The following is a 22,801-nucleotide window of genomic DNA, read 5'->3' on the forward strand; positions in this document are numbered from 1 at the left end:
TCGGCTGCTGCGATCAAGCAACTCCAGCAGCTGAGAGCTGAAACCGCAACGACGTCGTCTACTCAAGAGGTCGCTGCTTGATATCGGGGACGAGAGGATATCCAACGCCTCAGGCTTTTACAGGAAAATTAGGACTTGACCCAGAACGAGCGCGATTCTTTACGAGGCTTACATTATTAGTCCAGACGGATCGATGAGGGATACAATTGACTTTCTAAACACGAGAACGTCGCCCGAGGCGATCATAGAGACTTACGAAAGTGAGCTCTTCTTTCGGCTTGCGCGGCGTTATCATTATCCCCCGGATCAAGTTCACGTCGAGTTAATTAGAAAGAACTCGTTCGGTGAGCGTGTCAGGATCGACTATGATCCTTTATTGGCCGATCCTGATTACCTCGTCGTGGGGCCGCAGAGCCGGTTCTGGAACTTCTACGATCCGTATTTGGAAACCGGATCTTTCCGATTGGTTGAGACCTACGGCCGTTACCGGATATTTGAGCGGGTGCGCCGACAAAAAAATCCGCGCACTCCATCTCGCTGGGACGATAAAGCCCACTAAAATTCTCGGTCATCCGGCTATTCACCGCTCCAAGGGCGCTCTCGCGCCGCGAGAGCGCCGGCCGTGGGCTGCCGTTGTTCGGGTATCGTTGACGGTGAGCGAGGTGCTGCCGACCAAGGTCCAGTTGCTGGTGCCCGAACCGGTTTGGTTGTAGACATCGACGGTGACCGGGCCTGCGCTCAGTCCTGGTTGGGTTCCCCACAGGCCCTGGGTGGTGGGGAAAGGGACGACCAAGGTGGTGCTGGTCATGGAGGTGGCGCGCACGGCTGCCAGTCGGGTTCCGTTGCGCATGAAGTTGACCGCGGGCAGGCCGTAGCCGAGGTTGGCAAAGCCGCCGCCGGTGATGGTGAAGCTCGGTGGCGGTGAGGCAAGGTCGATGGGGTTCGGAGTGATGGAATCAACCTCGGTAACCGCCACCGTTACAGTGTCGCCGTCCGGGAACGTCAGCGTGAAGGTTCCATGAGATTGCGGGGTCCACAGGGCCGTATAGATTCCATCGTCTGCCTCTTGATCTGCGTCTAGACCGTCATCCGTGAGAGTAAGGTACTGGCCCAAAGGATCGATCCGCACCACGACGTCTCCGTTGGGATTCGCGCAGTTGATGTTGAGCGCGGAGAACTCGATGGGTGTACCGATGGAACCGTTCATTGTGTTCACGATGGGTCTCAGGCGAGAGAACACGGCGGAATTGGAACACGTGGCGGCACCGCTGGCATTGAGTCGCCGCCGAGTGACCGTGTTCGCCATCGAGGAAACACCATTCCCGCCCGCGAGGATCAGGTTCTTGATGGCGCGCCAGTCTCTACCGGGGTCGTCTGCTTTGAGAAGCGCGGCCACGCCGGTCACGTGAGGCGTCGCCATCGAAGTGCCGCTCAGGAACGCGTACTTGTTGCCGCGAACGGTGCTCAGGATGCCGCTCCCCGGAGCGCCGAGGTGCACGGTTCGCCGACCGTAGTTAGAGAACGAGGATCGCGCATCGGTTCTCGTGGTGGACGCTACACAGACGACGTTGGGCAGATAGTAGGTGCAGGGATAAAAAGGAGTGGAGTCGTTGTTCAAAGGAAACCCGAAGAGATCCCCGTTGCCTGCGGCTGCGATGAAAAGAATGCCCGCCTGGCGCTGGAGATCGATGGCGTCCGACAAGGCCTGGGAAAAGCCGCCGCCGCCCCAGCTGTTATTGGTGGCGACGATGTTGACCCCCCGCTCCTTCATGGCCTTGACATACTCGAGGCAGTCGATTGCGTTTTCCGTCGTGCCCTCGCCGGCAGCGCTGACGAACTTGCACGCCATGATCTGGATGGTCCAGTTGACGCCGACAACCCCCCGGTTGTTGTTACCGATCGCCCCTATGATGCCGGCGACGTGCGTCCCGTGGTTGTTGTCGTCCATCGGGTTGGAATCGTTGTTGTGCGTGTCGATGCCGTAGCAATCGTCGACATGACCGTTCCCGTCGTCGTCGACGCCGTTGGTGTTGCAGTCGGCGGTGTTGCGGAACATGTTCGCCGCGAGATCCGGATGGTTGTAGTCTACGCCGGAGTCGATCACCGCGACCACGACATCCCGGCTGCCGGTCGTACGGTTCCAGGCCTCGGGCGCGTCGATGTCGGCATCGGGGGTTCCTCCGGATTGCCCGACGTTGTGCAAGCCCCACAGATCCGCAAACCTAGGATCGTTGGGCGTGCTGGTCGTCCGCACGATGTAATTCGGTTCGGCGTACGCCACGGCGGGATCCTGACGCAGGATCTCCACTGCCTCCTGCACCGTGACGCCGCGCCCCAACCTGATGACTTCGAGCCCCGGTATGTATTTGAAGAGCTTTTTCCGGCCGCCGGCGATGCGGAAACGGGCCAGGTCTTTCACGAACTCGTCGGCGTCGCCGCGAAACTTGACGATGACTTCGTCGGAGACGAAAGCGGGAGCGGGGGAGGCGGGTTGGGCCGCGGCTCGTGGGCCTGCAAGCCACTGTACGGCCAGGAAAGCGGTCAAGAAGGCAATCGGGGGATTCGGAATTTTGATCATGACTCCCTCCGAGATAGCCGGCGCCTGCTAGTCAGATCCGCGACGCGCAATCACAAGATCAATGGTCTAAAATGCCTCTACGATCTCTGAAATTCTATTAACTGCCTCAAAATACCAAGTTGGCCGCTGATTGCCCGGAGCACAGGGTCAAACCAAGCACAACAGTACAAAGCCGTGTCGTTCGTTATTACAAACCTGCCGCCGCGTCAAGCGCGAAGATTTGCACCTGCGGACGTGATCCGCCGAGGCGGGCAATCCAACGCTCTTCGCCCTTCATTGTGCGCGAGGTCTGGGCCGAGCCGAAATGTCGTTGGGTAAGCAGCGCGCGGTGTCCGGTCGGCGAGCGCGGTTCCTCTCGCGGGCGGGCATCGGGCATAGAAAGCGGTCGACCTGCGTGCCGGAGAGGCGCCGGTTGGGCGGGCGGCGGGGCTGACCGCCACCCTTTTTTGACACTCCTGCGGTCATCCATTAAAGTTAAAAAAATCTGCCTTCGTCCTGTGAGGGGTTCAACGGTGGGTGCCGAAAGGAGGTCGGCACCTGAAAAATGACAGTTTCCCGTTTTTCGGCTCTTGGTAAGGTAACCAGGAGGCGTGAGCCGTTGCCGCCGTTTCGCAGGTCGGCGTGAGCGGAACGCAGCGGTTGAAACGCCTGAACGGTTTGAACTCTTACTTGGCTGCGGTTGGCCCGACCAGCCGTGATACGATGTCTATGGGCTTACGAACCTACTGAGTAAGGCGGTAAAGGATTTCATGGTCGACATGGAAAAGATCGTGTCGCTGTGCAAGCGGCGCGGGTTTGTCTTTCAATCGAGCGAGATTTACGGTGGAACCGGATCGTGCTGGGATTATGGCCCGCTGGGGGTCGAGTTCAAGAACAACGTCAAGCGCGTCTGGTGGCGGGACTGCGTCCAGCTTCGCTCCGACATGGTCGGGCTGGACTCGTCGATCCTCATGCATCCCCGGGTGTGGAAGGCGAGCGGTCACCTGGACCACTTCAGCGACCCCATGGTGGACTGCCGGGCGTGCAAAAAACGCTTTCGTGCGGACCATCTGGACGAGGAGGGCTGGGTGCATTACTGTCCGGAGACCAAGGGCAACAAGTTCACCGTGCCGGGCGGGGAGCCTTGCCGGCATTGCGGGGCCCGGCGGACGCTGTGCCCGGCCTGTGGCAAGGGCGAGCTCACGGAGCCGCGCCAGTTCAACCTCATGTTCAAGACCTTCATGGGGCCGGTCGAGGACGAGGCGTCAGTGACCTATCTTCGGCCGGAAACCGCGCAAGGGATTTTCGTCAATTTCGAAAACGTACTCCAGGCGATGCGGCTGAAGCTCCCCTTCGGTGTCGCGCAGATCGGCAAGGCGTTTCGCAACGAGATCACTCCAGGAAACTTCACCTTCCGGACGCGCGAGTTCGAGCAGATGGAAATCGAGTTCTTCGTGCTGCCGGGAACCGACGAGGCCTGGCACCAGCACTGGATCGACGAGCGCTTCGCCTGGTATCCGCGCTACGGCATCCGCCGGGAAAACCTGCGGCTGCGGGAGCACGCGCCGGACGAGCTGGCGCACTACGCGAAGCGCACGGCGGATATCGAGTACCTCTTCCCCATGGGCTGGAGCGAGCTGGAGGGCATCGCGAACCGAACCGACTTCGATCTCAGGCAACACGCGCTGCACAGCGGAAGGGCTCTGGAGTATTTCGACGAGGAGACCAAGCGGAAAATCGTCCCTTACGTCATCGAGCCCTCGGCGGGAGCGGACCGCGCCGCGCTGGCTTTTCTGATCGATGCCTACCGGGAGGAGGAGGTGAAAGGCGAAAAGCGCGTGGTGCTCGGGTTTCATCCCGAGCTGGCTCCGATCAAAGTCGCGGTGCTGCCGCTGCTCAAGAAGAACAACCGTATCGTCGAGACGGCCAGGAAGCTCGCGGCCGACCTGCGTCGGCGCTGGCATGCCGTTTACGACGACACCGCCTCGATCGGCAGGCTCTATCGCCGGCAGGACGAGGTGGGAACCCCGTTTTGCGTGACGGTCGACGTTCAAACGGTCGGCGACGAGCGCTCGCCCGCGGACGACAGGGTGACCGTCCGCGAACGGGACAGCATGCAGCAGGTGCGGGTTCCGATCGGGTCGCTGGAACGGGTGATCAAAAAAACCATGGCCGGCGGGTGGGCCGACGTGGTCCGGGAGCACGGCCTCTTCAAGAGCTGATTTTCCCCGCCGGCCTGTCCGCGCGGCTGCACAATTTTCAATACGGCCTGCGAGGCAGCCGCGCCGTGGAAGGAGCTGTCTGGCGAATCTTCCGAAAAGCCGATGAAGGCCGGTGGCCGGCAAAACACCGGGCCGGGCGCCTCGAGGCACCAAAAGCTTTGAGATTTCGTGTTTCTACGTCTTCGCGAGGATCCCGAGAACTTCGCGGAAGCGAAAGCCCGGGAAAATGGCGCTCAAGTCCTCCTGGCCCAGGTGGCGAGCGATCAGCTCGCCGCAAACGGTACGGTAATCGGTCGTCAGCTGAAGATCGCGCTCTTCGTAGAGCTGCTCCGGGGCGAGCCCCGGCCAGCGCCCGTAAACGCGCCCTCCCCGGATCGAGCCGCCGAGCACGAACATGGCGTTGGCGTGGCCATGGTCCGTGCCGCGGTTGCCGTTTTCCCGCGCGGTGCGCCCGAATTCCGACAGTGTTACCAGAACCACGTCGTCGAGACGGTCGCGCAGATCAAGACAGAACGCCGCGAGCCCCTCCGCGAAGGTCTTGAGGCGGTTCGCCATCTGGCCCGTGGCGCCCCCCTGGTTGACGTGCGTATCCCAACCCTCGCTTTCCACGAACGCCACCTCGAGCCCGACGTCCGCTTTGATCAGGCGGGCGATCTGCGCCAAGCCCGCGCCGAAGCGGCCCGGCGGGTAAGCTTCGGCTGCCGGGGGAATCCGGGACGCCACCGTTTTCAGCTCCGCCATCGCCTGGAACAGCGTTTCCGCTCCGTGCCGCAGCAGCGGGTCGGCGCTCGTGGCGTAGAGGCGCTCGAGCGCAATGCCCAATGCTTCTTCCCTGATCCTGAACTGCTCGATCGACGAAAGCGTGAGGGCCCGGGCCGGACCGGCGAGAATGCGAGGGAGTCTCTGGACGGCCGCGACGGCGCGAAGCGGCGATGGGGTCCGCTCCCGGGTCCTCAGATAGCGGTTCAACCAGCCGTCGGGCGTGCTTTTGATCCCTGGCGTGCCCAGCTCCATGAAATCCTGGGCGTCGAAATGGGAGCGGGTGTTGTCAGGAGAGCCGGCGGCGTGAACCACGGCGAGACGGCCGTCGTCGTAAACGGGCTTCAACGGCGCCAGCGCGGGATGCAGTCCGAAGAAACCATCGAGATCGAGGGCGCGGTCGCCGCCGTCTCGCGCCGGCTCCGCGATGGCAATGGTCGGCCGCAGGGCGTAATAGCTCGCGTCCTTGAAGGGAACGACCGCGTTCAAGCCGTCCATGCCGCCTCGCTGAAAGACGATCACGAGCGTCTTGCGGCTCGAGCGCGTCCGCGCGCCGGCGGCGCGCACCAGAAACGCGGGCGGGACTCCCAGGGCGATAAAACCTAGGGCAGCGGATTCGAGAAAGCGGCGTCGGGAAAGGCCCATGATTATCTCCTTTGAAACTCGGGAGAAGCGAGCAGCAAAGCCGTGCGATGCGTAGCGCCGACTCCGGAGAGAACCGCCCGGGTCGCGGCGGAAAGCCCCTCGGGAGCGATCCGCCTGGCGAGCTCGGCGGGATCGATCTCGACGCGGGCGCCGGGGAGCCGACCAGCGGCCAGGTCGGCGGCGAAATTCGTCCGCGCCAGCAAGGTGTCGGCGCTGATCCAGGAGTCTCCCACGTCGGAGAAACCCGTGGGAGGCTGGGCGAGAAAGAGAGGCTCTCCCATCCTCGCCAGATAACTCAGCAGGGGACGCGATATCTGGGCGTCGGCGCCGGTGGCGCGAAGCGCGCTGGCGACGAACTCCAGCGGCTTCTTGATCTTTGCCCGGTAGTTTTCGGGCGAATAGAACTCCGGCGAGTCGAAGATCGCACGCAGGACCGCGGGAATGTCGCCGTCGCTTCGGCGGAAGGCTTCGGCGGTGCGATCGACGAGCGACGGCGGCGGCCGATCCGAAACGAAGCGCCGGGCGAGCTTCAGGGCGATCAGGCGGGCCGTCGCCGGATGGCCCGCGAGGAGATCGATCACTTTCATGCCGTCGTTGATGCCGCCGCCCGGCGGGATCCGGAGGCCCAGCACGTTTTTTTCTCCTGGGTCGTGCATCCGTGGATTGAAGACGAAGGCGGCCTCGCCGCGAGGCCTGCGCACCGTCCAGCCGGTAAAACAGCGCGCCACTTCCTGCACGTCGCTTTGCGTGTATCCGCCGTCGACCCCGAGGGTGTGCAGCTCCATCAGCTCGCGGGCGTAATTTTCGTTCAATCCCCGCCGGAGGCGGTTTCCCTGTCGCGCGGCCGGGGCATCGGGTCCGACACTCAGCCAGTTGTCGAGATAGAACAGCATCGCCGGGCTTTGCGCGGTCGCCAACAGCAGGTCGCGGAATCGGCCGAGCGCTCGGGGCCGAATCGTGTCGCGGTCGTAGGCGGTCGTCATCCAGCGGTTTGCGCCCTTGGCGGCGAAGATGTTGAAATGGTTCGTCCAGAAATCGACCATCACCTCGTAGAGCTGCCGGCGGCTGTGCACGGCCCTCAGCAACCGGGCTTGCTGCAGCTCGAAGATGACCACGCGGGGTCCCTGCATCGCCTCCATGCCGGCCTGTCGCTGTTGCGCCGCTGCGGGGGGATAGAGGCGGATCAGCTCCTCGCTCGTCAGCCGAATGGTCTTGAGACCGGAGATCCTTTCCTCGACTTCGGCGTCGGAGATGCGGTCCGGGTTGAGCTGTTCCTCGAGAAAGGCGGGGATGCCGATCTTGCGCGCTCTGGCGATGGTCTCGGGCGTCGGGCCGAAGCTGGTTCGGTTGAGGAAATGAACGACCTTTTGGTCGAGCGTGAGGGGCTCGCTCATCGGATCATCTCCCGGGGTCCGCCTGACGGAGCTTTTCCCGCAGCTCGTTGCGGAAACTGCGTTTCTCCTCCGGCGAGCCGCTTTCTTTAAGCTCGCGCCAGCGCTGGCGCAGCCGCTGCTTCTCCTCAGGCGAGAGCCGCTGGATGTGCTCGCGGGCTTTCTCGCGCGTCTCCCGATCTTCCCCCTGCTCTCGCTGGCGCCACTTCTCCATCAGCCGCCGTCGTTCCTCGGGCCCCAGCTCGCGCAACTTCTCGAATCGGCGCTTCAGCGCCTCCCGACGCTCGGGAGACAGCTCGCGCCACCGCCGCCAGCGCTCGCGCAAGCGTTCCTGCTGTTGCGGGGGAAGCGAGCGCCAACGCTCGAAGTTCCGCCGCACCACCGCCTTTTCCTCGGGGGACATGCGCCGCCAGTCTTCGAACCGCCTGCGCAGCTCGGCCTTTTCCTCCGCCGGGAGCGTTCGCCACCGCTCGTAGCGCTCTCGCAACCGCTGCTGCTCCTCCGGGCTGAGGGAACGCCAGCGCTCCAGCGCCTCGTGCTCGTCGGATTGCCCTTGATCCTCCTGTCCCCAGGCTCCCGCCGGGAACACCAGGCAGGTCGCAAGCGAGATTGCCCCCAGCATCTTTATCAGCGCGGTCACTTGAGCGGCTCCTTCACGCGCGGTGCGGAGCCCTTGCGCGGCCCGCGGAGCGTTACCCCGCTTGCCCCTTCGAGCAGAGGGAGCTCCTGCATGATTTCGATCTCGCCGAGCATCTCCATCTCCTTCAGGAAATCCAGCATTCGGAGCATCTCTTTATGCGGAGGCCCCGGGTCGCGGTCGGCCGCGAAAACCGGAAGAGCCGCGACCAGGAGCACCCATGCCGCGGGAAGGCGCAAGTCACGCCCGGCACCCCCGGGGCGGCGAGGAGCCGTGAAGCCCTCCGACTTCTTGCACAAGCCGATGGTTTCGGAATCATCGCTTCGCGCCGCCACGCGCCCGGGCTCAGGTCGCCGGATTGCCCATCGATTCGAGAACGTCCAGAGCATCGAGCACTTCCATGGTTTCGAAGAACTCCAGGTTTTCGGCGATCGGCAACAGCTCGATCATCGCCTCGTCGGCCGGCGGCGTCCTGCGCCGGGGTCCACCGGGATCGAGCGTGAACGTCAACGCCAACGCGAGCACGGCCGCAGCGGCCAGCGCCGGCAATGCCCACCGTGGTCTGGCGAACCAGGACCGCCAGCGGTCCGACCAGCGGCGCTCGTCGAGGATCTGCAGCTTGCTGCGCATCTCCCTGTCGTAGCTTTCCCAGAACTCGGGCGGGGGATCGTCCGGTTCAACGGTCCGGGGAAGCATCGTGCGCAGCTCGCGGAGATAGCGGCTGCAGCCCGGGCATCCGGGCAGATGCGCTTCGAGCTCCCTGCGCGCCCGGCCCTCCAGGTCGCCGTAATAAAACAAAATGAGATCCTGCTCCAGTTCACCGCAGGCCTGGAAAGCCTGCACATTGCCCTGCGCCATGAGCAAAACTCCTACGCGAACTCCGCCAGACTCTGGCGGAGGGCGGTTACGGCCCGGTGCAGGTGGACCTTCACCGTGCCTTCCGCGGTTTGCATCATCTCGGCAATTTCTTTGATCGACATTCCGTGGTGGTTTCGCAAGATAAAGGCGGTCCGTTGTTTGGGCGGTAACGCTTTCAGCGCCGCGCCGACGCGGCGGGCGAGCTGATGCGCGATAACCTCCTCGTCGGGCTTCGGAGCCGCGCCCGGCCGGTGGTCCAGGTCCGCCGCCGACTCGCTCTCCGCCTGGCAGGAATCGACCGGGTCTCTTTGCCGACGTCTCTTGTAATCCAGGCAGACGTTCACGAGAATACGGTAAAACCAGGTATAAAAGCCCGAACGGCCGTCGAAGCTCTTCAGATGGCGGTAGGCTTTCAGGAAAGCGTCCTGAGAGAGATCCTTGGCTTCTTCCCGATCGCGGGCGAAGTCGAACGCAATGCGATAGGCCTTGTGCTTGTGGCGCTCCACGAGTTCCTCGAACGCCCTGCGGCTCCCCTTCCGGGCCAGGGCCACCAGCTCCTCGTCTGACGGCATCGCGGGCGGAGTCTCGTTCATGGGCTCGATTATACCACGCGCTCGCTGAAAGACGCCGGCAGGATCTGGCGTTCACGGGGTGGTGTCGGCCTCTGGTTCAGGCATTGCGCTCAGGCCCGCTTCCGGCCCCCGACCGTCCCCGGTGTCCGTCTGCCGTCGAGCATTAGACGCGGGCTCGGCCGCGGGGTTTACCGTCTGGTCCCCTAACGGCGATGGATGTTTGGACCGGTATTCGCCGACGTGCGATTGACAGCCTTCCTACCCCGCGGTAAGAAACGGGCATGTCCGGGACGGTCCGCGGTTACAGGCCTCCGCGCCTTCTCAGCCTGGTTCTCTTTCTGACCATCTTCTTTTTGCCCCTCCATTTTCACGCGCCGACGCTGACGGTTCAGGTCGTCAAGGAGTGCAGTTGTCTCTTCGGAACCCGCACTCAGGCCGGAGTTGTTCCTGCCGCCGGCGATCTCGTTCCGGTCTTCGAGTCGCGTGCGCTCCTTCCCGAGAACCGGTTCCGGACCGTTCGTCCGGCCATCGCGGCCAGCCATATCCGGGCGCCGCCCGCAGGCGTTTAGCAGCTCCTCCGTTCAGCCGACAGGTTCTGGTTTGCCGCCCCGCGAAGCCGCGGGCGGTGTGTTCGTATCAGGAGATGCGACGATGCGTGTTCTTGTGGAACGAAACTGCCTCGTGGCCGCTCTGTTGGCGATCGCTGTGGTCGCGGGCTTACCGCCGAGCGTGCGGTCGCAGGATTCGGAAATCGAATCGCTGAAGGCACTCGTGAGCGAGATGCAGCGCCAGCTGCACCACGCCCTGGCGCGTATCGAGCAGCTGGAAAAGGAGAAAGAGGCGGGCTCGGCCCGCCTCGGCCGGGTGGAGAAATCCGTCCAGGCGGTCCAAAGCGCTCCGTTCGCGCTCAATCCGGCCGTCGGCGTGGCGCTCGATGCGACCGCCGAGCATCGCGCGAGAGCCGGAGGCGATTTCAACTTTCGTACCGCGGAGCTCGGCATCGCAGCGTCCGTCGATCCTTTTGCAAGGGCTTATGCCTTCATCGGAGCCGGGAGGGAAGGAGTGGAGCTGGAGGAGGCCGCGATCGTGACCACGTCGCTGCCGTGGAACCTGACTGCGCGGGGCGGGCGGTTCTTCGCGGATTTCGGGCGGCTCCCGAAGTTTCACCGGGACCAGTTGCCGTTTGTGAACTTTCCGCTTTCCGTGGAGCGGCTGATCGGAGGGGAGTCGAAGGCGGACGGCGCCGAGCTCAGCTATCTTTTCCCCACTTCTTTCTTTCTGCGGGGCACCTTGGGCGGATACAACAAGATCGGCGATGGAAACGAACGGCTCGACGGGACGAAACCGAGCGCCTGGAGCCGCTTCACTTACCTGGGGCGCCTTCAGACCTATTTCGATCTGGCGGACAGCCACAGCCTCGAGCTGGGGGCGAGCCTTGCCTACACGCCATCGATTCGCTTCTCCGGGGCCCTCCAGGGCGGCCACCGATCCTTGAGCGGGATCGACCTCACCTATCGCTATCAGCCGCTCGCGAGCCTGCTCTACGAGGGGCTCGTTCTGGGCGGGGAGCTCCTGGGCAACAGCGAGCGGGTCGAACGCGCTTCTGGGGCGCGTCGGGCGGAGGCGCTGGGCGGCTACGCCTACGCGGAAGCCAGGCTGAGCCGTGAATGGGCTGCGGGCTTTCTCTTCGATCACGCGCCGAGTCTCGTCAGCCCCGGGAAAAAGACCGTCGGCTTCTCGCCGTTCGTGACCTGGAACCTCAGCGAGTTCAACCGGCTGCGCTTTCAATACACGTTCCTCGACGACAAGGTCCGCGAAGATCCGGCCGAGCGAGGACACCAGTTTTTCCTGCAATGGACGACGCTGCTCGGTTCCCATACGCACGGTTTCCGCGCCCGTTGAGCGGCGCTCGAAGGAGATGACCATGGCTCGTTCGACGAAGGGATATCTGATCGGCCTGGCGGCGCTGACGCTCGTCGCCGTCTCGGTCGAGCCGCTGCACGCGCAGCGCATCCGGGTGATCGCTTCGATCCCGGACCTGGCCGACATCACGAAGCAAATCGGCAAGGAGCTGGTGGAAGTGGAGAGCCTGGCCCGCGGCGTCGAGTTCATGCACAACGTCCCGGTCAAGCCGAGCTTCGTCCCCAAGCTCAATCGGGCCGACTTGCTGATCGTCATGGGACTCGATCTGGAGGCGGCGTGGCTGCCGTCATTGCTCGAGGTCGCCTCGAACCCGAGAATCCTGCCCGGACACCCCGGATATGTCGACTGCTCCGCCGGGGTCGCCGTCCTGGACCCTCCGGCTCTCATCGACCGCTCGGAAGGAGACATCCACCCCAAGGGAAATCCCCATTACAATCTGGACCCGCTCAACGGCAAGATCATCGCCCGCAACATCGCCGAAGGGCTGGCGCGCAATTTTCCCCAACACCGCCCGGCGTTCGAGAAAAACCTCGCCGCCTATCTGGCCGAGCTCGACCGGTGGATTGCGGTCTGGCACAAGTCCGCGGGCCGCCTGAAAGGCGTCAAGGCAGTGACCTATCACCTGGAGTGGAGCTATTTCGCAAGGCGCTTCGGGATGGAGCTGGCAGGGACGATCGAGCTCAGGCCGGGAATCGAGCCCACTCCCAACTATCTGGTGAGCCTCACGCAGAAGATGCGGAGCGAGAAAGTCCAGCTGATTCTGTACGGGCCGCAAAGCGACCGGATTCCGCGGCAGCTCGCGAGCCAGACGGGAGCCAAAGCGCTCAAGCTTCCCACGATGGCGGGAGGTGCGCCCGAGTACGATAGTTACATCAAGCTGATCGATCACAACCTGAATCGTTTGATCGCGGCGCTTCAAGGCGTCTGAGCGTGGTGACCCGTGAATCTGTTGGCGCGTAGACACCGGAGCCCGGTCGCTCGGTCCGAGACGTTTCAACCCTGCCGCTTTGCGGCGGTACGATCGTTCAGAAGCCCGAAGGCTCGTCCGACCTTCCCGGCGTCTGATCCAGGGAGCCGCGCTTGAGCCAGCCCGCACCCTTGATTTCTCTTCGCGACGTGGCCGTAGGCTACGGATCGCACGTGGTGCTTTCAGGGATTACGTTCGATCTCCGTCACGGAGAGTTCATCGGCCTGGCGGGACCGAACGGGTCGGGGAAGACCACGCTCATGCGCTCGATCCTCGGATTGCTCCCGGTGCTCGGCGGATCGCTCGAGCGCCGTTGCTCGCTCTCCGATCTCGGCTACGTGCCGCAGAGCACCGTTCTCGACGCTAGCTTTCCGCTGAGCGCCGCGGAGATCGTCGAGATGGGAGCGTACGGGCGCCTGAAGCCCTCGCAGCTCATGAGCGCTGCGGAAAAGCAACGGGCCGCGGCCGCCCTGGAGCAGGTGGGACTGCGCCGCCTTGCGGGAAAACCTTTCTTTTCCCTCTCGGGCGGCCAGAAGCAGAGGATTCTGATCGCCCGGGCCTTGATGGTCGGTCCGAAGCTCCTGGTGCTGGACGAGCCGCTGACCGGCGTCGATCAGGAATCCCAAAAGGCGATTATCGAGCTGCTGCAGGAAGTCAACCGCAGGGACGGGCTGGCGATCCTGCTCTGCAGCCACGACGCTCCCCTGGTACAGAGCATCTGCGACCGCGTCCTTTGCCTGGATCACGGCGGGATGCGCTGGGAAGGCGGAGCTCGAAGGACGACGCCATGACCGGCTTTCTCGCTTATCTCGATCCGTCGCATCTCCTCTTTCCAGCGCTGCTCGCCAGCGCGGTGCTGGCGGTCGTTTTCCCTCTCCTCGGCACCCAGCTCATCCTGCGCCGGGCGCTCTTTCTCGGCCTGACCCTTCCCCAGATCGCCGCGGCCGGGGTCGCTTTCGCCTTCTGGGTGCAGCAGAGCGGGTTCGCGCCAGCCTTCCAGCCGCACCACCGCAGCCTGGGGCTGGGGGGATCGTTGCTCTTCACGCTGCTCGGCATGGGGATTTCCGCGTTTCTCGAGCAGCGCGGCGGCGGATCGACCGAGGCGCGGCTGGCGGCCGCGTATGCGTTCGCGGGAGCGCTGACGATCCTGTTCATCGTCTTCAATCCCGCGGGCGAGGTGGAGATCTTGAGCATGTTGAAGGGCGAGGTCATCGCGCTCTCACCAGCCGAGGTGCGGATTTTGATCGGCGTCTTCGCGGCGGTCTTGTTTTGCCTGATTCTTTTCCGCCGTGAGTTCCTGCTGACCGCATTCGACCGCGATCTCGCCTTCCTGCTCAAAGGAGGCAGCATCTTCTGGACGCTGGTGTTTTATTCGCTCGCCGGAATCAGCATCGCGGTCGGCGTCATCATGGCGGGGCCGCTGCTCATCTTCGGCCTGATGGTGCTGCCGCCGCTGGCGGCGCGCCCGCTGGTCCAGGGGATGACCGTCTTTCTCTGGTCCTCGTCGCTGCTCGGCTTGCTGATCGCGGTCGGCGGGTTCTACGCATCGGTCATCCTGGATCTGCCCCTGGGCCCTACGGATGTCGTGATCGGATGCCTCGCGGTGTTCGCGAGTCACGGCTTGAAGCGGCTTCGCATTCGTGCGAGCGTTGCGTCCGTGGTCGTCTGCCTGCTCGCGGCGGGGATGAACGTGGGTTGCGCCCCGCTTCCGTCGCCGCCGTTTCCCGAAGCGGCGCTCGGGAAGGGGCCGGTTTGGCTCTCGCCGGTAAAAAACGCAACCCCGCTCGAGCTGCGCCTGCCGTCCGGCAATCCTTTTCAGTCCCTGGCGGAGATGGCGGGAAAAGGCTCTCCGGCAAGTCGCGCGACGGTCATGGAGCTGTTGCGCGCCGCGGTCCAGTCGGAGCTCCAGCGCCGCGGGATCTCCGCTTCGCTGCCTGAGCTTTTCGATGCCCGCTTGAGCGACTTCCCGGCCGCGCCGTCGCGCGCGGCGGAAACGGCGCGACGCGCCGGGTTGTCCGGAACGTTGCTTCTGGGAGAGATCCGTCGCTGGCGCGTGGAGCCGAGGGGCCTGACCAGCGTCGCGGTCGACTGGACGCTGGTCAGGATCGCGGACGGCGCGCTGCTCTGGCGACACGAGATTCGGCGCGCGATCTCCGGCGCGAGCGCGGCCCACGCCGCGGAGGCGCACCGCGATGCGATCCGGGTCGTGGTCGCCGAGCTGTTCGCCCCGCAAAAAGCGGCGGGGTTTACTCCCGGGGTCCGTCTGCTATAGTGGCGCCCGGGCAAAAAGGCTCATGTCTTCTTTGTTGCTCAAGAACGTCGGGACGCTGGTGACCGGGGATCTGCAACGGCCCCTGCGGGCCGCCGACTCGATATACATCGAGCGCGGGGTCATCGCCGAGATCGGCAACGGCATCGAGCGCGCGGCCGACCGGGTGATCGACGCCCGGGGCATCACGGTGATCCCCGGCCTGGTCGACTCCCATTCGCATCCTTCCATCGGAGAATACACGCCGGCACAGAACTCGCTCGGCTGGATCACCAACTACATGCACGGGGGTGTGACCTCTCTGATCTCTGCCGGCGAGCTGCACTTGCCGGGTCTGCCTCTGCCGCCGGACGCCCGCACTGCGCTTTCGCTGGCGCTCGTGACGAAGCGCTGCTACGACGCCCTGCGCCCGTCCGGGGTCAAGGTCTTCGCCGGCACGTTGTTGCTCGTGCCCGGGTTGAGGGAGGCGGACTTCGACGAGATTCGCGCCGCGGGGATCAAGCTCGTCAAGTTTATCTTTTACGACTACAGCCTGTTGCCCGACGGCGAAGCCGAACGCTACGTCCGCTGGGCGCGGGAGCGCGGCATCAAGGTCAAAATCCATTCCGGGGGGGTGTCTCGGTCGGGCGTGAGCCAGATCGCCGGATTCGACATCGTGCGGCGTCTTCGCCCCGATATCATCGGCCACATCACCGGGGGGCCGATCCCCATGTCCGAGGACGACATGTTGCGGATCGCCGAGGAGACCGATTGCGCGATGGAAATCTGCACGTCGGGCAACTACCGTCTGGCGCTGGTGCTGGCCCGCGCCGTCAGGTCCCGGGGGCTGCATCACCGGGTGTTGATCGGCACCGATACGCCGGGCGGCACGGGAATCGTGCCGCGGGCGATGTTGCGCGAGATCGCGTTTCTTTCGTCGGTGGGCGAGATCGAGCCGGAAAAAGCGATCTGCATGGCGACCGGGAACGTCGGGCGGGCGCACGACCTCAACGTCGGCATTATCGAGGAAGGCCGCCCGGCCGACGTCGTTCTGCTGCACAAGATCACGGGCTCGGTGGCGAGGGACGCCCTGGACTCGTTTTCCAAAGGGGATCTGCCGGGCATCTCGCACGTGATCATCGACGGCGTCGTTCGGGTCTCGGGCCGCAGCCAGCAAACGCCACCCCCGGAGCGGAGCGCCAGCGAACTCGGTGAGGGAGGGAATCCTCGTGAACGGTCTTGATTTCGGCGTCGGCCTTTTTCCGACCGAGCCGCTGGGGAAAATGATCCAGCTGGCGAAGCTTTCGGAGGAGCTCGGCTTCGAGTCGGTCTGGGTGGGCGACTCACATCTGATCTGGCGCGAAGCATACGTCAACATGACGGCGATCGCCCTGAACACCAGCCGCGTCAAGATCGGGACCGGGGTGACCAATCCATTGACGCGCCACCCGTCGGTCGTCGCCAGCGCCTATGCAACGCTCGAGGAATGCGCGCCGGGCCGCATGATCGTGGGCATCGGACTGGGCGACAGCTCGGTCGAGACCATGGGGATGAAGCCGGCGAAGCTATCGTTCTTCGAAAGGAGCCTGCAGCAGCTCCGTGACCTTTTTTGCGGAAAGGAAGTCGAGCTCGAAACCGGCCGCATCCGGCTCTTGCACTCCTGCGGGCGCGCGCTGCCGATCTACGTGGCGGCGAGCGGTCCCAGGATGCTCGAGCTGTCCGGACGCGTCGCCGACGGGGTCATCGTCCTGGTCGGCGTGGCCGACGAGTACATCGAGCACGCGAAAGAAAGAATCGCGGCCGGGGCGAGGTCCGCAGGCCGAAAGCTGGAGGACATCCGGCTGGTTCTATGGGTTCCGTGCGCCGTTTCGGACCGGGCTCCGGCCAGGGACGCCGTCAAAGCCCACGTGGCCCGGGTCGTCGCCCATCCGCTCCCGTACGTGCTCGATCCCGAGGAGCAAAAGGTGCTCGCCGAGATCCGCCGGACTTACGATTACTACCACCACATGGATCAGGAAGCGAACCACGCCGAAGTCATCCCCGACTGGCTCGTCGACAAGTTCGCGGTCGCCGGCACCGTCGCCGAGTGCCGCCGGCAGATCGAGCGGCTGAGCAGAACCGGCATCCAGCAGGTCGCGATCATCCCTTACAGCGCGCCCGGGGGAAGCAGGGAAGAAACGCTGCGCGGCTTCGCGGCCGCGATGCGCTGACGTGCCCCCTAAAAAAAGCGGGCGATCAGGAAAATTCCGATCATCGAGATGGCAAGCGCAACTTTCAGGGCGGCGCCGATGACGAGGCCGACCGTGGCGCCCAATCCCGCACGGGCCGCGTCGGAAAGCTTGCGGCGGGCGAGCAGCTCGCCGACCACGGCGCCGATGAACGGCCCGAAGAAAACCCCCGGAAAGCCGGCGAAGATCCCGGCGATGGCGCCAAGCAGCGCGCCGACGATCGCGCCGCGCGAAGCGCCGAATCGCCTGGCGCCGTACATGGCCGCCCAGAAATCGACGCCGGATGCGAGCAGCGCGAGCAGCCCCACAGCCGCCAGCGTCCACCAGCCGACGTAGGCGAACCCCTCGGCCCATGCGGCCAGCAGCAGGCCGACAAAAATCAGAGGAGCGCCGGGAATCGCGGGCAGGAACAGGCCTGCAAGACCGGCGAGCACGAGGATCGCCGCGAGCAAAAGGAGTCCAGAGGGATCCATTGCACAACGTTACGGCAGGACAACACGCGAGGAGCGGAGCCCGGCCGGCGCGGCTATTTGACGGACTTCAGCAATCCCTCCTTCTTGGCAACCTCGAGGGCGGTTTTCTTTTCCCGCTCGATGACGGTACGAAAATCGCCGGGCCCGACGTGCTGTACCACGCCGCCGGTTTTTTCGATGCGCGACGAGAAATCGGCCGACTTGACCACCTTCTCCGCGGCGGCGACCAGGGTGTCGATGATCGGCTTCGGCGTTCCTGCAACGACGAAGCAGCCCGCCCAGCTGTCGAGATAATCGCCGGGGATCCCGAGCTCGGCGGTCGTCGGCACCTCGGGCAGGGCCTTCATCTTGCTTCGCCCCATCAACGCCAGGGTTCGGATTCTGCCCGCTTTCTCGTGCGGCAGCGTGGCGATCGCGGTACCGACCACGAAATCGATGTGGCCTCCCAGAAGCGCCGGGATATACTCGCCGCCTCCTTTATACGGCACGTGCTTGATCCTGATGCCGGTGTGCTGCGACAGGATCACCGAGTTGAAGTGGCCGCCGACGCCGGTCCCCGCCGTCGCATAGGCGAGCCTGCCGGGGTTTTTCCTGGCGGCTTCCATCAGTTCCTGAAGGCTCTTGTAAGGCGACTCGGCACGGACCGCGATCCCGTCGGGCGCCGAGGTGATCCGCGCGATCGGGTAAAAGTCCCGGCTGGCATCGTACGTCACGTTGGCGAGCACCACCGGCGCCAGGACCATTCCTCCCAGTGTGTTGACCAGAAGCGTGTGGCCGTCCTTGGGCGTGTTGAGCATGCCCGTCGCGGCGACGCTTCCCGCAGCGCCGGCCTTGTTGACGGGTACGATAGAAGCCTTCAAGGTCTTGGACAGCTCTTCGGCGAAGATTCGTCCGGTGATGTCGGCGAAACCCCCGGCGGGAAAGGCGACGATCATCTCGACCGGCCGAGACGGGTATTTCTCCTGCGCCCGGCCCGCCCCGCACAACGGTCCGAGCGCAGTGGTGATCGCAACGATTGCAGACAGGGTCGCCGTCCTGAACGGATTCATGGTTCCTCCTTGGTCTAAAAACCGAGAAATCCTCTGGGGAGCCTGATTTTCAGCCAGAGGTCGAACAAAGCGAACGTGCCGAGCGATGTGGCGCCGCTCGTCGCCACGATCATCCCCCAACGGGTCTCATCGCTCAATCGCAGCAAGAAAACAAACAGCCCGAACGTCGCCGGGATGAAGCCGACCCGCTCGAGAACCAGGCCGTAAGCCACGAGCACTGCGAGAATCCCGAAGATCTTCCGCCAGCGCACCCCCGGAGCAACGGGAGCCGGCGCATTTTTGCCCGCCAGGGTTGCAAGAACGAGCGCGATCGCCAGACCCCCGAGAATGATTCCCGACCAGAAGAAGACGAAACCGGAACCCGGCTCGGTAAGCGTGCCCAAGCCGAGCTGCAGGCCGCCCCGGCAAACCCACCACGCCACGGCGAGCCAGAACAGGCCGCTTGCGACGTCCGTGTCGATCCTAATCTTCTTCACTCAGGCCGCGCCCCAATCCTACTCTGCCGAAGACCGGCAGGACAAGGACAAAAACCGAGAACACAAGAAAGGCAGCAGCGATCGGTCGATCGGCGAAAATCGCAAAGCTCCCGTCCGAGAGGATCAAGGACCGCCTGAGAGCGGTCTCGAGCAGCGGGCCCAGAACGAAGGCCAGCACGAGAGGAGCCGACTCGAACTCGAACCTTTTCATCAGCAAGCCCACGAGGCTGAAGAGCACCGCCACGTAGATATCCGTGGGGCTGTTGTTGAGGCTGTAGGCGCCGATCAGACAGAAAAGGATGATGAACGACGACAGGTAGGGGTACGGAATGCGCAGGATCTTAACCCAGAGCGGGATCAGCGGCAGGTTGAGAATCAGGAGCAGGAAGTTGCCGATGTACATGCTGGCGACCACGCCCCAGAAAAGATCCGGAGAATTCTTGATCAGTAGCGGCCCGGGGGTGAGGCCGTAGATCATCAAGGCGCCGAGCAGGATCGCCGTCATCGCGTTGGAGGGAATACCGAGGCTCAGGAGGGGAATGAACGTGCCGCCGACTGCCGCGTTGTTGCACGCCTCCGGGGCCGCGACTCCCTCGATCTCGCCGCTGCCAAAGCGCTCGGGATGCGCCGAGAGCCTCTTTTCCAGACCGTAGCTCAGAAACTGGGGAACGATCGCCCCGACGCCGGGCAACAGACCCAAAGAAAATCCCAGGACCGATCCTCGGGCAATCGGCCCCAGAGAGCGCCGCCAGTCTTCGCGGTCGGGAAACAATCCCTTGATCGGCCCGGGAAAAACGGCCGGTCTTTCCCGGGCGGCGAGATTCTCCAAGACCTCGGCGATGCCGAAGAGTCCCATGACCATCGGGGCGAGAGCGATGCCGTCGGTGAGCTCCAGAAGACCGAATGAGAAACGGGCAGTGCCCGTGATCGGGTCCAGACCGATGCATCCCAGAACGATCCCGAAGACCGCCATCATGAGCGCCTTGACCATCGACTTTCTGGCGAGATAAGCGACTACGGTGAGCCCCATCACCATCAAGGCGAAATATTCCGGAGGGCCGAATTTCAGTCCGAGCTCGGCGAGCGTCGGGGCGAGAACGATCAAGCCCAGTATGCTGACCGTTCCTGCAATGAAAGAGCCGAAGGCCGAGATCCCGAGAGCCGGCCCCGCCCGGCCCCGGCGGGCCATCTGATAACCGTCGAGACAGGTCACGACCGAGGAGGCTTCTCCGGGAATGTTGAGCAAGATCGAGGTCGTCGATCCTCCATACATGGCTCCATAACAGATGCCCGACAGCATGATCAGGGCCGAGACCGGGTCGAGCTTGAAGGTTGCTGGCAACAGCAGAGCGACGGTCGCGGTCGGCCCGATACCCGGAAGGACGCCAACGAGCGTGCCCATCGTAACGCCGAGAAAGCAGTAGAGAAGATTTTTCGCCTGGAGCGCCACTGCAAAGCCGTTCGCCAGGCTTTCCAAGCTTTCGAGCATCGGCTCAGGCGACCGTCTTTCCCGGGTAAGGGCAGAGCGCGCGGATGGAGCATTGCGGGCAGCGCGGTTTTTGGGCGGTGCATACCCTCCGCCCGTGGTACTGCAGCAGATGACAGAAGCGGACCCGCCGGGGCGCGGGAACCAGCGAAACGAGATCGAGCTCGATCTTGTCGGGGTCCGTATGGCGCGTCAGCCCGAGCCGCTGCGACAGGCGCATCACGTGAGTGTCCACGCCGATGGCGGGACGGTGAAACGCGTTCCCGAGGAGGATGTTCGCGGTCTTTCTTCCCACGCCGGGCAGCGACAGCAGGTCTTCGAGGCGGTCGGGGACCTTTCCGTTGAAGCGTTCGACCAGCTCCCTGCAGCAGTTCTGAATCGACCGCGCCTTGTTGCGATAGAAATTGATCCTTTGCAGGTCCCGTTCCAGCTGCTCCAGGGGGGCGCGGGCGTAGTCGTCGGCCGTGCGATAACGCCGGAACAGGTCGGCCGTGACCTGGTTGACCAGATCGTCGCGCGCCTGCGCCGCCAGGATCAACGCGACAAGGAGCTCGAGCGGATTTTTGAACTCGAGGTCGAGCTTGGCGTCCGGGTGGGTGCGCTCGAGGCGTGCGAGGATTTGCTTGACGCGGGCCTTTTGCGCGGTCGAAGGCGGACGGATCTTGCGCGGCGCGGCCATTTCGGTTTAAGGCAAAATATGCTAGCAGACCTTAGGTTGTCAAAGGGAGGTTTTCCGGCATGGAGCTGAAGGACCTGCAGCGGATGACGTTGCCGAAGCTGCGCGATCTCGCCAAACAGGAGACCGATCTCAAGGGCGTCGGCGGGATGGAGAAGGAGGAGCTGATCGAGGCGATCGCCAAGGCCAAGGGCATCCCGCTGGGCGAGACCCACAAGGACATCAGCGCGATTCACGCCGTCAAGCAGGACATCCGGGCGTTGAAAAAGCGCAAGGAGGAAATGCTGGCGTCGTCGCCGGATCGGGAAAAGCTCAGGGCGATCCGTCGAAAGATCAAGCTCCTCAAGCGGTTGACTCGGAATCTCGCCCGGGAAGCCAAATCCGCGGCCGCCCGCAAGAGCACGGGAGCGCCGCAGCAGGCGGGCGCTTGACGCCGCGCGGATGAAGCCGCCTCCGGTGCGCGGTCGCGGAGCGGCGGGGAACCCGAAGAACCGCTTCGAGACGCTGGAACGTCTTCCCGAGCCGGCCGACGGGGACCAAAGCCCGGCGCCGGAAACGGAATTTCTCGCCGACGCTTCCCGCACGATCATCGCCTACAACGACAGTCCCGACGTCGGCTTCGCCGCCAGCATCAATCCTTACCGCGGCTGCGAGCACGGCTGCGTCTACTGTTACGCCCGTCCCACCCACGAGTACCTCGGCTTTTCCTCCGGCCTCGACTTCGAAACGCGGATCCTGGTAAAGCACGAAGCCCCGGAACTGCTGCGGCGGGAGCTGGCCGATCCGAAATGGCAGCCGCAGGTGCTGGCGATGAGCGGCGTCACGGACTGTTACCAGCCGGCCGAGAAGAAGTTCCTGCTGACGCGGCGCTGTCTGGAGGTTCTGGCGGAGTTCCGCAACCCGGTGATGGTTGTCACCAAGAACTTCCTCGTGACCCGCGACATCGACGTTTTATCCGCGCTGGCGCGGTTCGACTGCGCCGCCGTCACGGTTTCGCTCACGACACTGGACCCCAGGCTGGCCGCCGCGCTGGAGCCCAGGGCCTCCGCTCCGGGCCGGCGTCTGGCAGCGATCCGGGCGCTCGCCGACGCGGGGATCCCCGTCGGTTACCTGCAGGCGCCCATGATCCCCGGGTTGACCGATTGCGAGGCGCCGGCGATTGCGTCGGCGGCGGCCGAAGCCGGAGCGACGTTCGCAGGCTACGTGGCGTTGCGCCTGCCGTTTTCGGTCAAGTCCCTGTTCGAGCGCTGGCTGGAAATCCATTTTCCCGAACGCAAGAAAAGGATTCTCAACCGTATCCGGGCGATCCGCGGAGGGAAGCTGAACGACCCGGACTTCGGCACCCGGATGCGCGGCGAAGGGATCTTCGCCGAGCAGATGGCCGGTATCTTTCGGCTGGCCTGCAAGAAGGCGGGCATAGAAAAGCGCTGGCCGGAGCTGGCGGTGAAACACTTCCGGCGACCGTCGAGTTCTCCGCAACTAAGCCTCTTCGGCGATTCCGGCGCGTGAGGCCCGCTGTCCGAGACCCTCTGGACGAGCTCGCGGCCGCGGTCGCGTCTGCGCCGGATGCGGCGCGACGGCCGCTCCCCTGCCGGCGCGGAGCGTTTCTTGCCGGCCTGAAAAATTCGCGCCGA

Annotated in this window: 22 protein-coding genes; 10 read left to right on the forward strand and 12 right to left on the reverse strand. The window is 64.2% G+C overall.

Annotated elements, in window-relative coordinates; genetic code table 11:
• Positions 1–580 precede the first annotated feature (580 nt).
• Entirely contained in the window at positions 581–2,578 is a 1,998-nt protein-coding gene (locus tag VNN77_03885; GenBank protein HXG50532.1) for a S8 family peptidase, read from the reverse strand.
• 758 nt (positions 2,579–3,336) lie between these two features.
• Between VNN77_03885 and VNN77_03890 the strand changes: the two genes are divergently transcribed.
• A complete protein-coding gene (locus VNN77_03890) occupies positions 3,337–4,779 on the forward strand; it encodes a glycine--tRNA ligase (GenBank protein HXG50533.1) in 1,443 nt (480 codons plus the stop codon).
• Positions 4,780–4,953: 174 nt separating this feature from the next.
• Here the strand turns inward: VNN77_03890 and VNN77_03895 are convergent, their stop codons facing one another.
• The 6 genes from VNN77_03895 to VNN77_03920 form a co-directional block, all read right to left on the reverse strand.
• Positions 4,954–6,183 (reverse strand): DUF1501 domain-containing protein, encoded by a 1,230-nt coding sequence (locus VNN77_03895; protein HXG50534.1) that lies wholly within the window; start codon positions 6,181–6,183, stop codon positions 4,954–4,956.
• A 2-nt stretch (positions 6,184–6,185) separates the two neighbouring features.
• Positions 6,186–7,577: a DUF1800 domain-containing protein gene (locus VNN77_03900; GenBank protein HXG50535.1), complete on the reverse strand. Its 1,392-nt coding sequence runs from the start codon at positions 7,575–7,577 to the stop codon at positions 6,186–6,188.
• A gap of 4 nt (positions 7,578–7,581) precedes the next feature.
• Positions 7,582–8,214 carry a DUF3106 domain-containing protein gene (locus VNN77_03905; protein ID HXG50536.1) on the reverse strand — a complete coding sequence of 211 codons (633 nt, stop codon included), beginning with the start codon at positions 8,212–8,214 and terminating at the stop codon, positions 7,582–7,584.
• A complete protein-coding gene (locus tag VNN77_03910) occupies positions 8,211–8,354 on the reverse strand; it encodes a hypothetical protein (protein ID HXG50537.1) in 144 nt (47 codons plus the stop codon). Before VNN77_03910 ends, VNN77_03905 begins: the two co-directional genes overlap by 4 nt.
• 202 nt (positions 8,355–8,556) lie before the next feature.
• A complete protein-coding gene (locus VNN77_03915) occupies positions 8,557–9,069 on the reverse strand; it encodes a zf-HC2 domain-containing protein (protein HXG50538.1) in 513 nt (170 codons plus the stop codon).
• A gap of 11 nt (positions 9,070–9,080) precedes the next feature.
• Positions 9,081–9,641 (reverse strand): sigma-70 family RNA polymerase sigma factor, encoded by a 561-nt coding sequence (locus VNN77_03920; GenBank protein HXG50539.1) that lies wholly within the window; start codon positions 9,639–9,641, stop codon positions 9,081–9,083.
• A 281-nt stretch (positions 9,642–9,922) separates the two neighbouring features.
• Here VNN77_03920 and VNN77_03925 point away from each other — a divergent pair, with 281 nt between their 5' ends.
• The 7 genes from VNN77_03925 to VNN77_03955 all read left to right on the forward strand — a co-directional run bounded on the left by VNN77_03925 (position 9,923) and on the right by VNN77_03955 (position 16,989).
• Positions 9,923–10,210: a hypothetical protein gene (locus VNN77_03925; GenBank protein HXG50540.1), complete on the forward strand. Its 288-nt coding sequence runs from the start codon at positions 9,923–9,925 to the stop codon at positions 10,208–10,210.
• An 82-nt stretch (positions 10,211–10,292) separates the two neighbouring features.
• On the forward strand, positions 10,293–11,543 hold the full coding sequence (locus VNN77_03930) for a hypothetical protein (GenBank protein HXG50541.1): 1,251 nt from the start codon (positions 10,293–10,295) through the stop codon (positions 11,541–11,543).
• Positions 11,544–11,565: 22 nt separating this feature from the next.
• The gene (locus tag VNN77_03935; protein ID HXG50542.1) at positions 11,566–12,492 is read left to right on the forward strand and encodes a metal ABC transporter substrate-binding protein; all 927 of its coding nucleotides are present in this window, start codon (positions 11,566–11,568) and stop codon (positions 12,490–12,492) included.
• A gap of 152 nt (positions 12,493–12,644) precedes the next feature.
• A complete protein-coding gene (locus VNN77_03940; GenBank protein ID HXG50543.1) occupies positions 12,645–13,322 on the forward strand; it encodes an ATP-binding cassette domain-containing protein in 678 nt (225 codons plus the stop codon).
• Complete coding sequence (locus VNN77_03945) at positions 13,319–14,803, forward strand: metal ABC transporter permease (protein HXG50544.1); 1,485 nt, start codon at positions 13,319–13,321, stop codon at positions 14,801–14,803. The genes VNN77_03940 and VNN77_03945 overlap by 4 nt, the downstream gene beginning before the upstream one ends.
• A gap of 22 nt (positions 14,804–14,825) precedes the next feature.
• On the forward strand, positions 14,826–16,022 hold the full coding sequence (locus VNN77_03950; GenBank protein ID HXG50545.1) for an amidohydrolase family protein: 1,197 nt from the start codon (positions 14,826–14,828) through the stop codon (positions 16,020–16,022).
• Positions 16,009–16,989, forward strand: coding sequence for an LLM class flavin-dependent oxidoreductase (locus tag VNN77_03955; GenBank protein HXG50546.1), 981 nt, complete (start codon positions 16,009–16,011; stop codon positions 16,987–16,989). Before VNN77_03950 ends, VNN77_03955 begins: the two co-directional genes overlap by 14 nt.
• An 8-nt stretch (positions 16,990–16,997) precedes the next feature.
• Here the strand turns inward: VNN77_03955 and VNN77_03960 are convergent, their stop codons facing one another.
• The 5 genes from VNN77_03960 to nth are packed head-to-tail and all read right to left on the reverse strand — an operon-like array spanning position 16,998 to position 21,170.
• Positions 16,998–17,480: a DUF456 domain-containing protein gene (locus tag VNN77_03960; protein ID HXG50547.1), complete on the reverse strand. Its 483-nt coding sequence runs from the start codon at positions 17,478–17,480 to the stop codon at positions 16,998–17,000.
• A gap of 53 nt (positions 17,481–17,533) precedes the next feature.
• Positions 17,534–18,529, reverse strand: a complete 996-nt coding sequence (locus VNN77_03965; GenBank protein HXG50548.1) for a tripartite tricarboxylate transporter substrate binding protein — start codon at positions 18,527–18,529, stop codon at positions 17,534–17,536.
• A gap of 14 nt (positions 18,530–18,543) precedes the next feature.
• Positions 18,544–19,005 (reverse strand): tripartite tricarboxylate transporter TctB family protein, encoded by a 462-nt coding sequence (locus tag VNN77_03970; GenBank protein HXG50549.1) that lies wholly within the window; start codon positions 19,003–19,005, stop codon positions 18,544–18,546.
• On the reverse strand, positions 18,992–20,494 hold the full coding sequence (locus tag VNN77_03975; GenBank protein HXG50550.1) for a tripartite tricarboxylate transporter permease: 1,503 nt from the start codon (positions 20,492–20,494) through the stop codon (positions 18,992–18,994). Before VNN77_03975 ends, VNN77_03970 begins: the two co-directional genes overlap by 14 nt.
• 4 nt (positions 20,495–20,498) lie before the next feature.
• Positions 20,499–21,170 carry an endonuclease III gene (nth, locus tag VNN77_03980; GenBank protein ID HXG50551.1) on the reverse strand — a complete coding sequence of 224 codons (672 nt, stop codon included), beginning with the start codon at positions 21,168–21,170 and terminating at the stop codon, positions 20,499–20,501.
• Between the two features lie 59 nt (positions 21,171–21,229).
• On the opposite strand from nth, the gene VNN77_03985 reads away from it, so the two are divergent.
• On the forward strand, positions 21,230–21,598 hold the full coding sequence (locus VNN77_03985) for a Rho termination factor N-terminal domain-containing protein (GenBank protein HXG50552.1): 369 nt from the start codon (positions 21,230–21,232) through the stop codon (positions 21,596–21,598).
• A 10-nt stretch (positions 21,599–21,608) separates the two neighbouring features.
• Positions 21,609–22,676 carry a PA0069 family radical SAM protein gene (locus VNN77_03990; protein ID HXG50553.1) on the forward strand — a complete coding sequence of 356 codons (1,068 nt, stop codon included), beginning with the start codon at positions 21,609–21,611 and terminating at the stop codon, positions 22,674–22,676.
• The last annotated feature ends 125 nt before the right edge of the window (positions 22,677–22,801 follow it).

The organism is Candidatus Zixiibacteriota bacterium (assembly GCA_035574315.1).
GTDB lineage: Bacteria > Desulfobacterota > Binatia > UBA9968 > UBA9968 > DATLYW01.

Excerpts from the sequence above, each read along its gene's own strand:
- VNN77_03885 (HXG50532.1), bottom strand. The coding sequence starts at position 2,578 with ATGATCAAAATTCCGAATCCCCCGATTGCCTTCTTGACCGCTTTCCTG.
- VNN77_03890 (HXG50533.1), top strand. The coding sequence starts at position 3,337 with ATGGAAAAGATCGTGTCGCTGTGCAAGCGGCGCGGGTTTGTCTTTCAA.
- VNN77_03895 (HXG50534.1), bottom strand. The coding sequence starts at position 6,183 with ATGGGCCTTTCCCGACGCCGCTTTCTCGAATCCGCTGCCCTAGGTTTT.
- VNN77_03900 (HXG50535.1), bottom strand. The coding sequence starts at position 7,577 with ATGAGCGAGCCCCTCACGCTCGACCAAAAGGTCGTTCATTTCCTCAAC.
- VNN77_03910 (HXG50537.1), bottom strand. The coding sequence starts at position 8,354 with ATGCTGGATTTCCTGAAGGAGATGGAGATGCTCGGCGAGATCGAAATC.
- VNN77_03915 (HXG50538.1), bottom strand. The coding sequence starts at position 9,069 with ATGGCGCAGGGCAATGTGCAGGCTTTCCAGGCCTGCGGTGAACTGGAG.
- VNN77_03920 (HXG50539.1), bottom strand. The coding sequence starts at position 9,641 with ATGCCGTCAGACGAGGAGCTGGTGGCCCTGGCCCGGAAGGGGAGCCGC.
- VNN77_03925 (HXG50540.1), top strand. The coding sequence starts at position 9,923 with ATGTCCGGGACGGTCCGCGGTTACAGGCCTCCGCGCCTTCTCAGCCTG.
- VNN77_03930 (HXG50541.1), top strand. The coding sequence starts at position 10,293 with ATGCGTGTTCTTGTGGAACGAAACTGCCTCGTGGCCGCTCTGTTGGCG.
- VNN77_03935 (HXG50542.1), top strand. The coding sequence starts at position 11,566 with ATGGCTCGTTCGACGAAGGGATATCTGATCGGCCTGGCGGCGCTGACG.
- VNN77_03945 (HXG50544.1), top strand. The coding sequence starts at position 13,319 with ATGACCGGCTTTCTCGCTTATCTCGATCCGTCGCATCTCCTCTTTCCA.
- VNN77_03950 (HXG50545.1), top strand. The coding sequence starts at position 14,826 with ATGTCTTCTTTGTTGCTCAAGAACGTCGGGACGCTGGTGACCGGGGAT.
- VNN77_03960 (HXG50547.1), bottom strand. The coding sequence starts at position 17,480 with ATGGATCCCTCTGGACTCCTTTTGCTCGCGGCGATCCTCGTGCTCGCC.
- VNN77_03965 (HXG50548.1), bottom strand. The coding sequence starts at position 18,529 with ATGAATCCGTTCAGGACGGCGACCCTGTCTGCAATCGTTGCGATCACC.
- VNN77_03975 (HXG50550.1), bottom strand. The coding sequence starts at position 20,494 with ATGCTCGAAAGCTTGGAAAGCCTGGCGAACGGCTTTGCAGTGGCGCTC.
- nth (HXG50551.1), bottom strand. The coding sequence starts at position 21,170 with ATGGCCGCGCCGCGCAAGATCCGTCCGCCTTCGACCGCGCAAAAGGCC.
- VNN77_03985 (HXG50552.1), top strand. The coding sequence starts at position 21,230 with ATGGAGCTGAAGGACCTGCAGCGGATGACGTTGCCGAAGCTGCGCGAT.
- VNN77_03990 (HXG50553.1), top strand. The coding sequence starts at position 21,609 with ATGAAGCCGCCTCCGGTGCGCGGTCGCGGAGCGGCGGGGAACCCGAAG.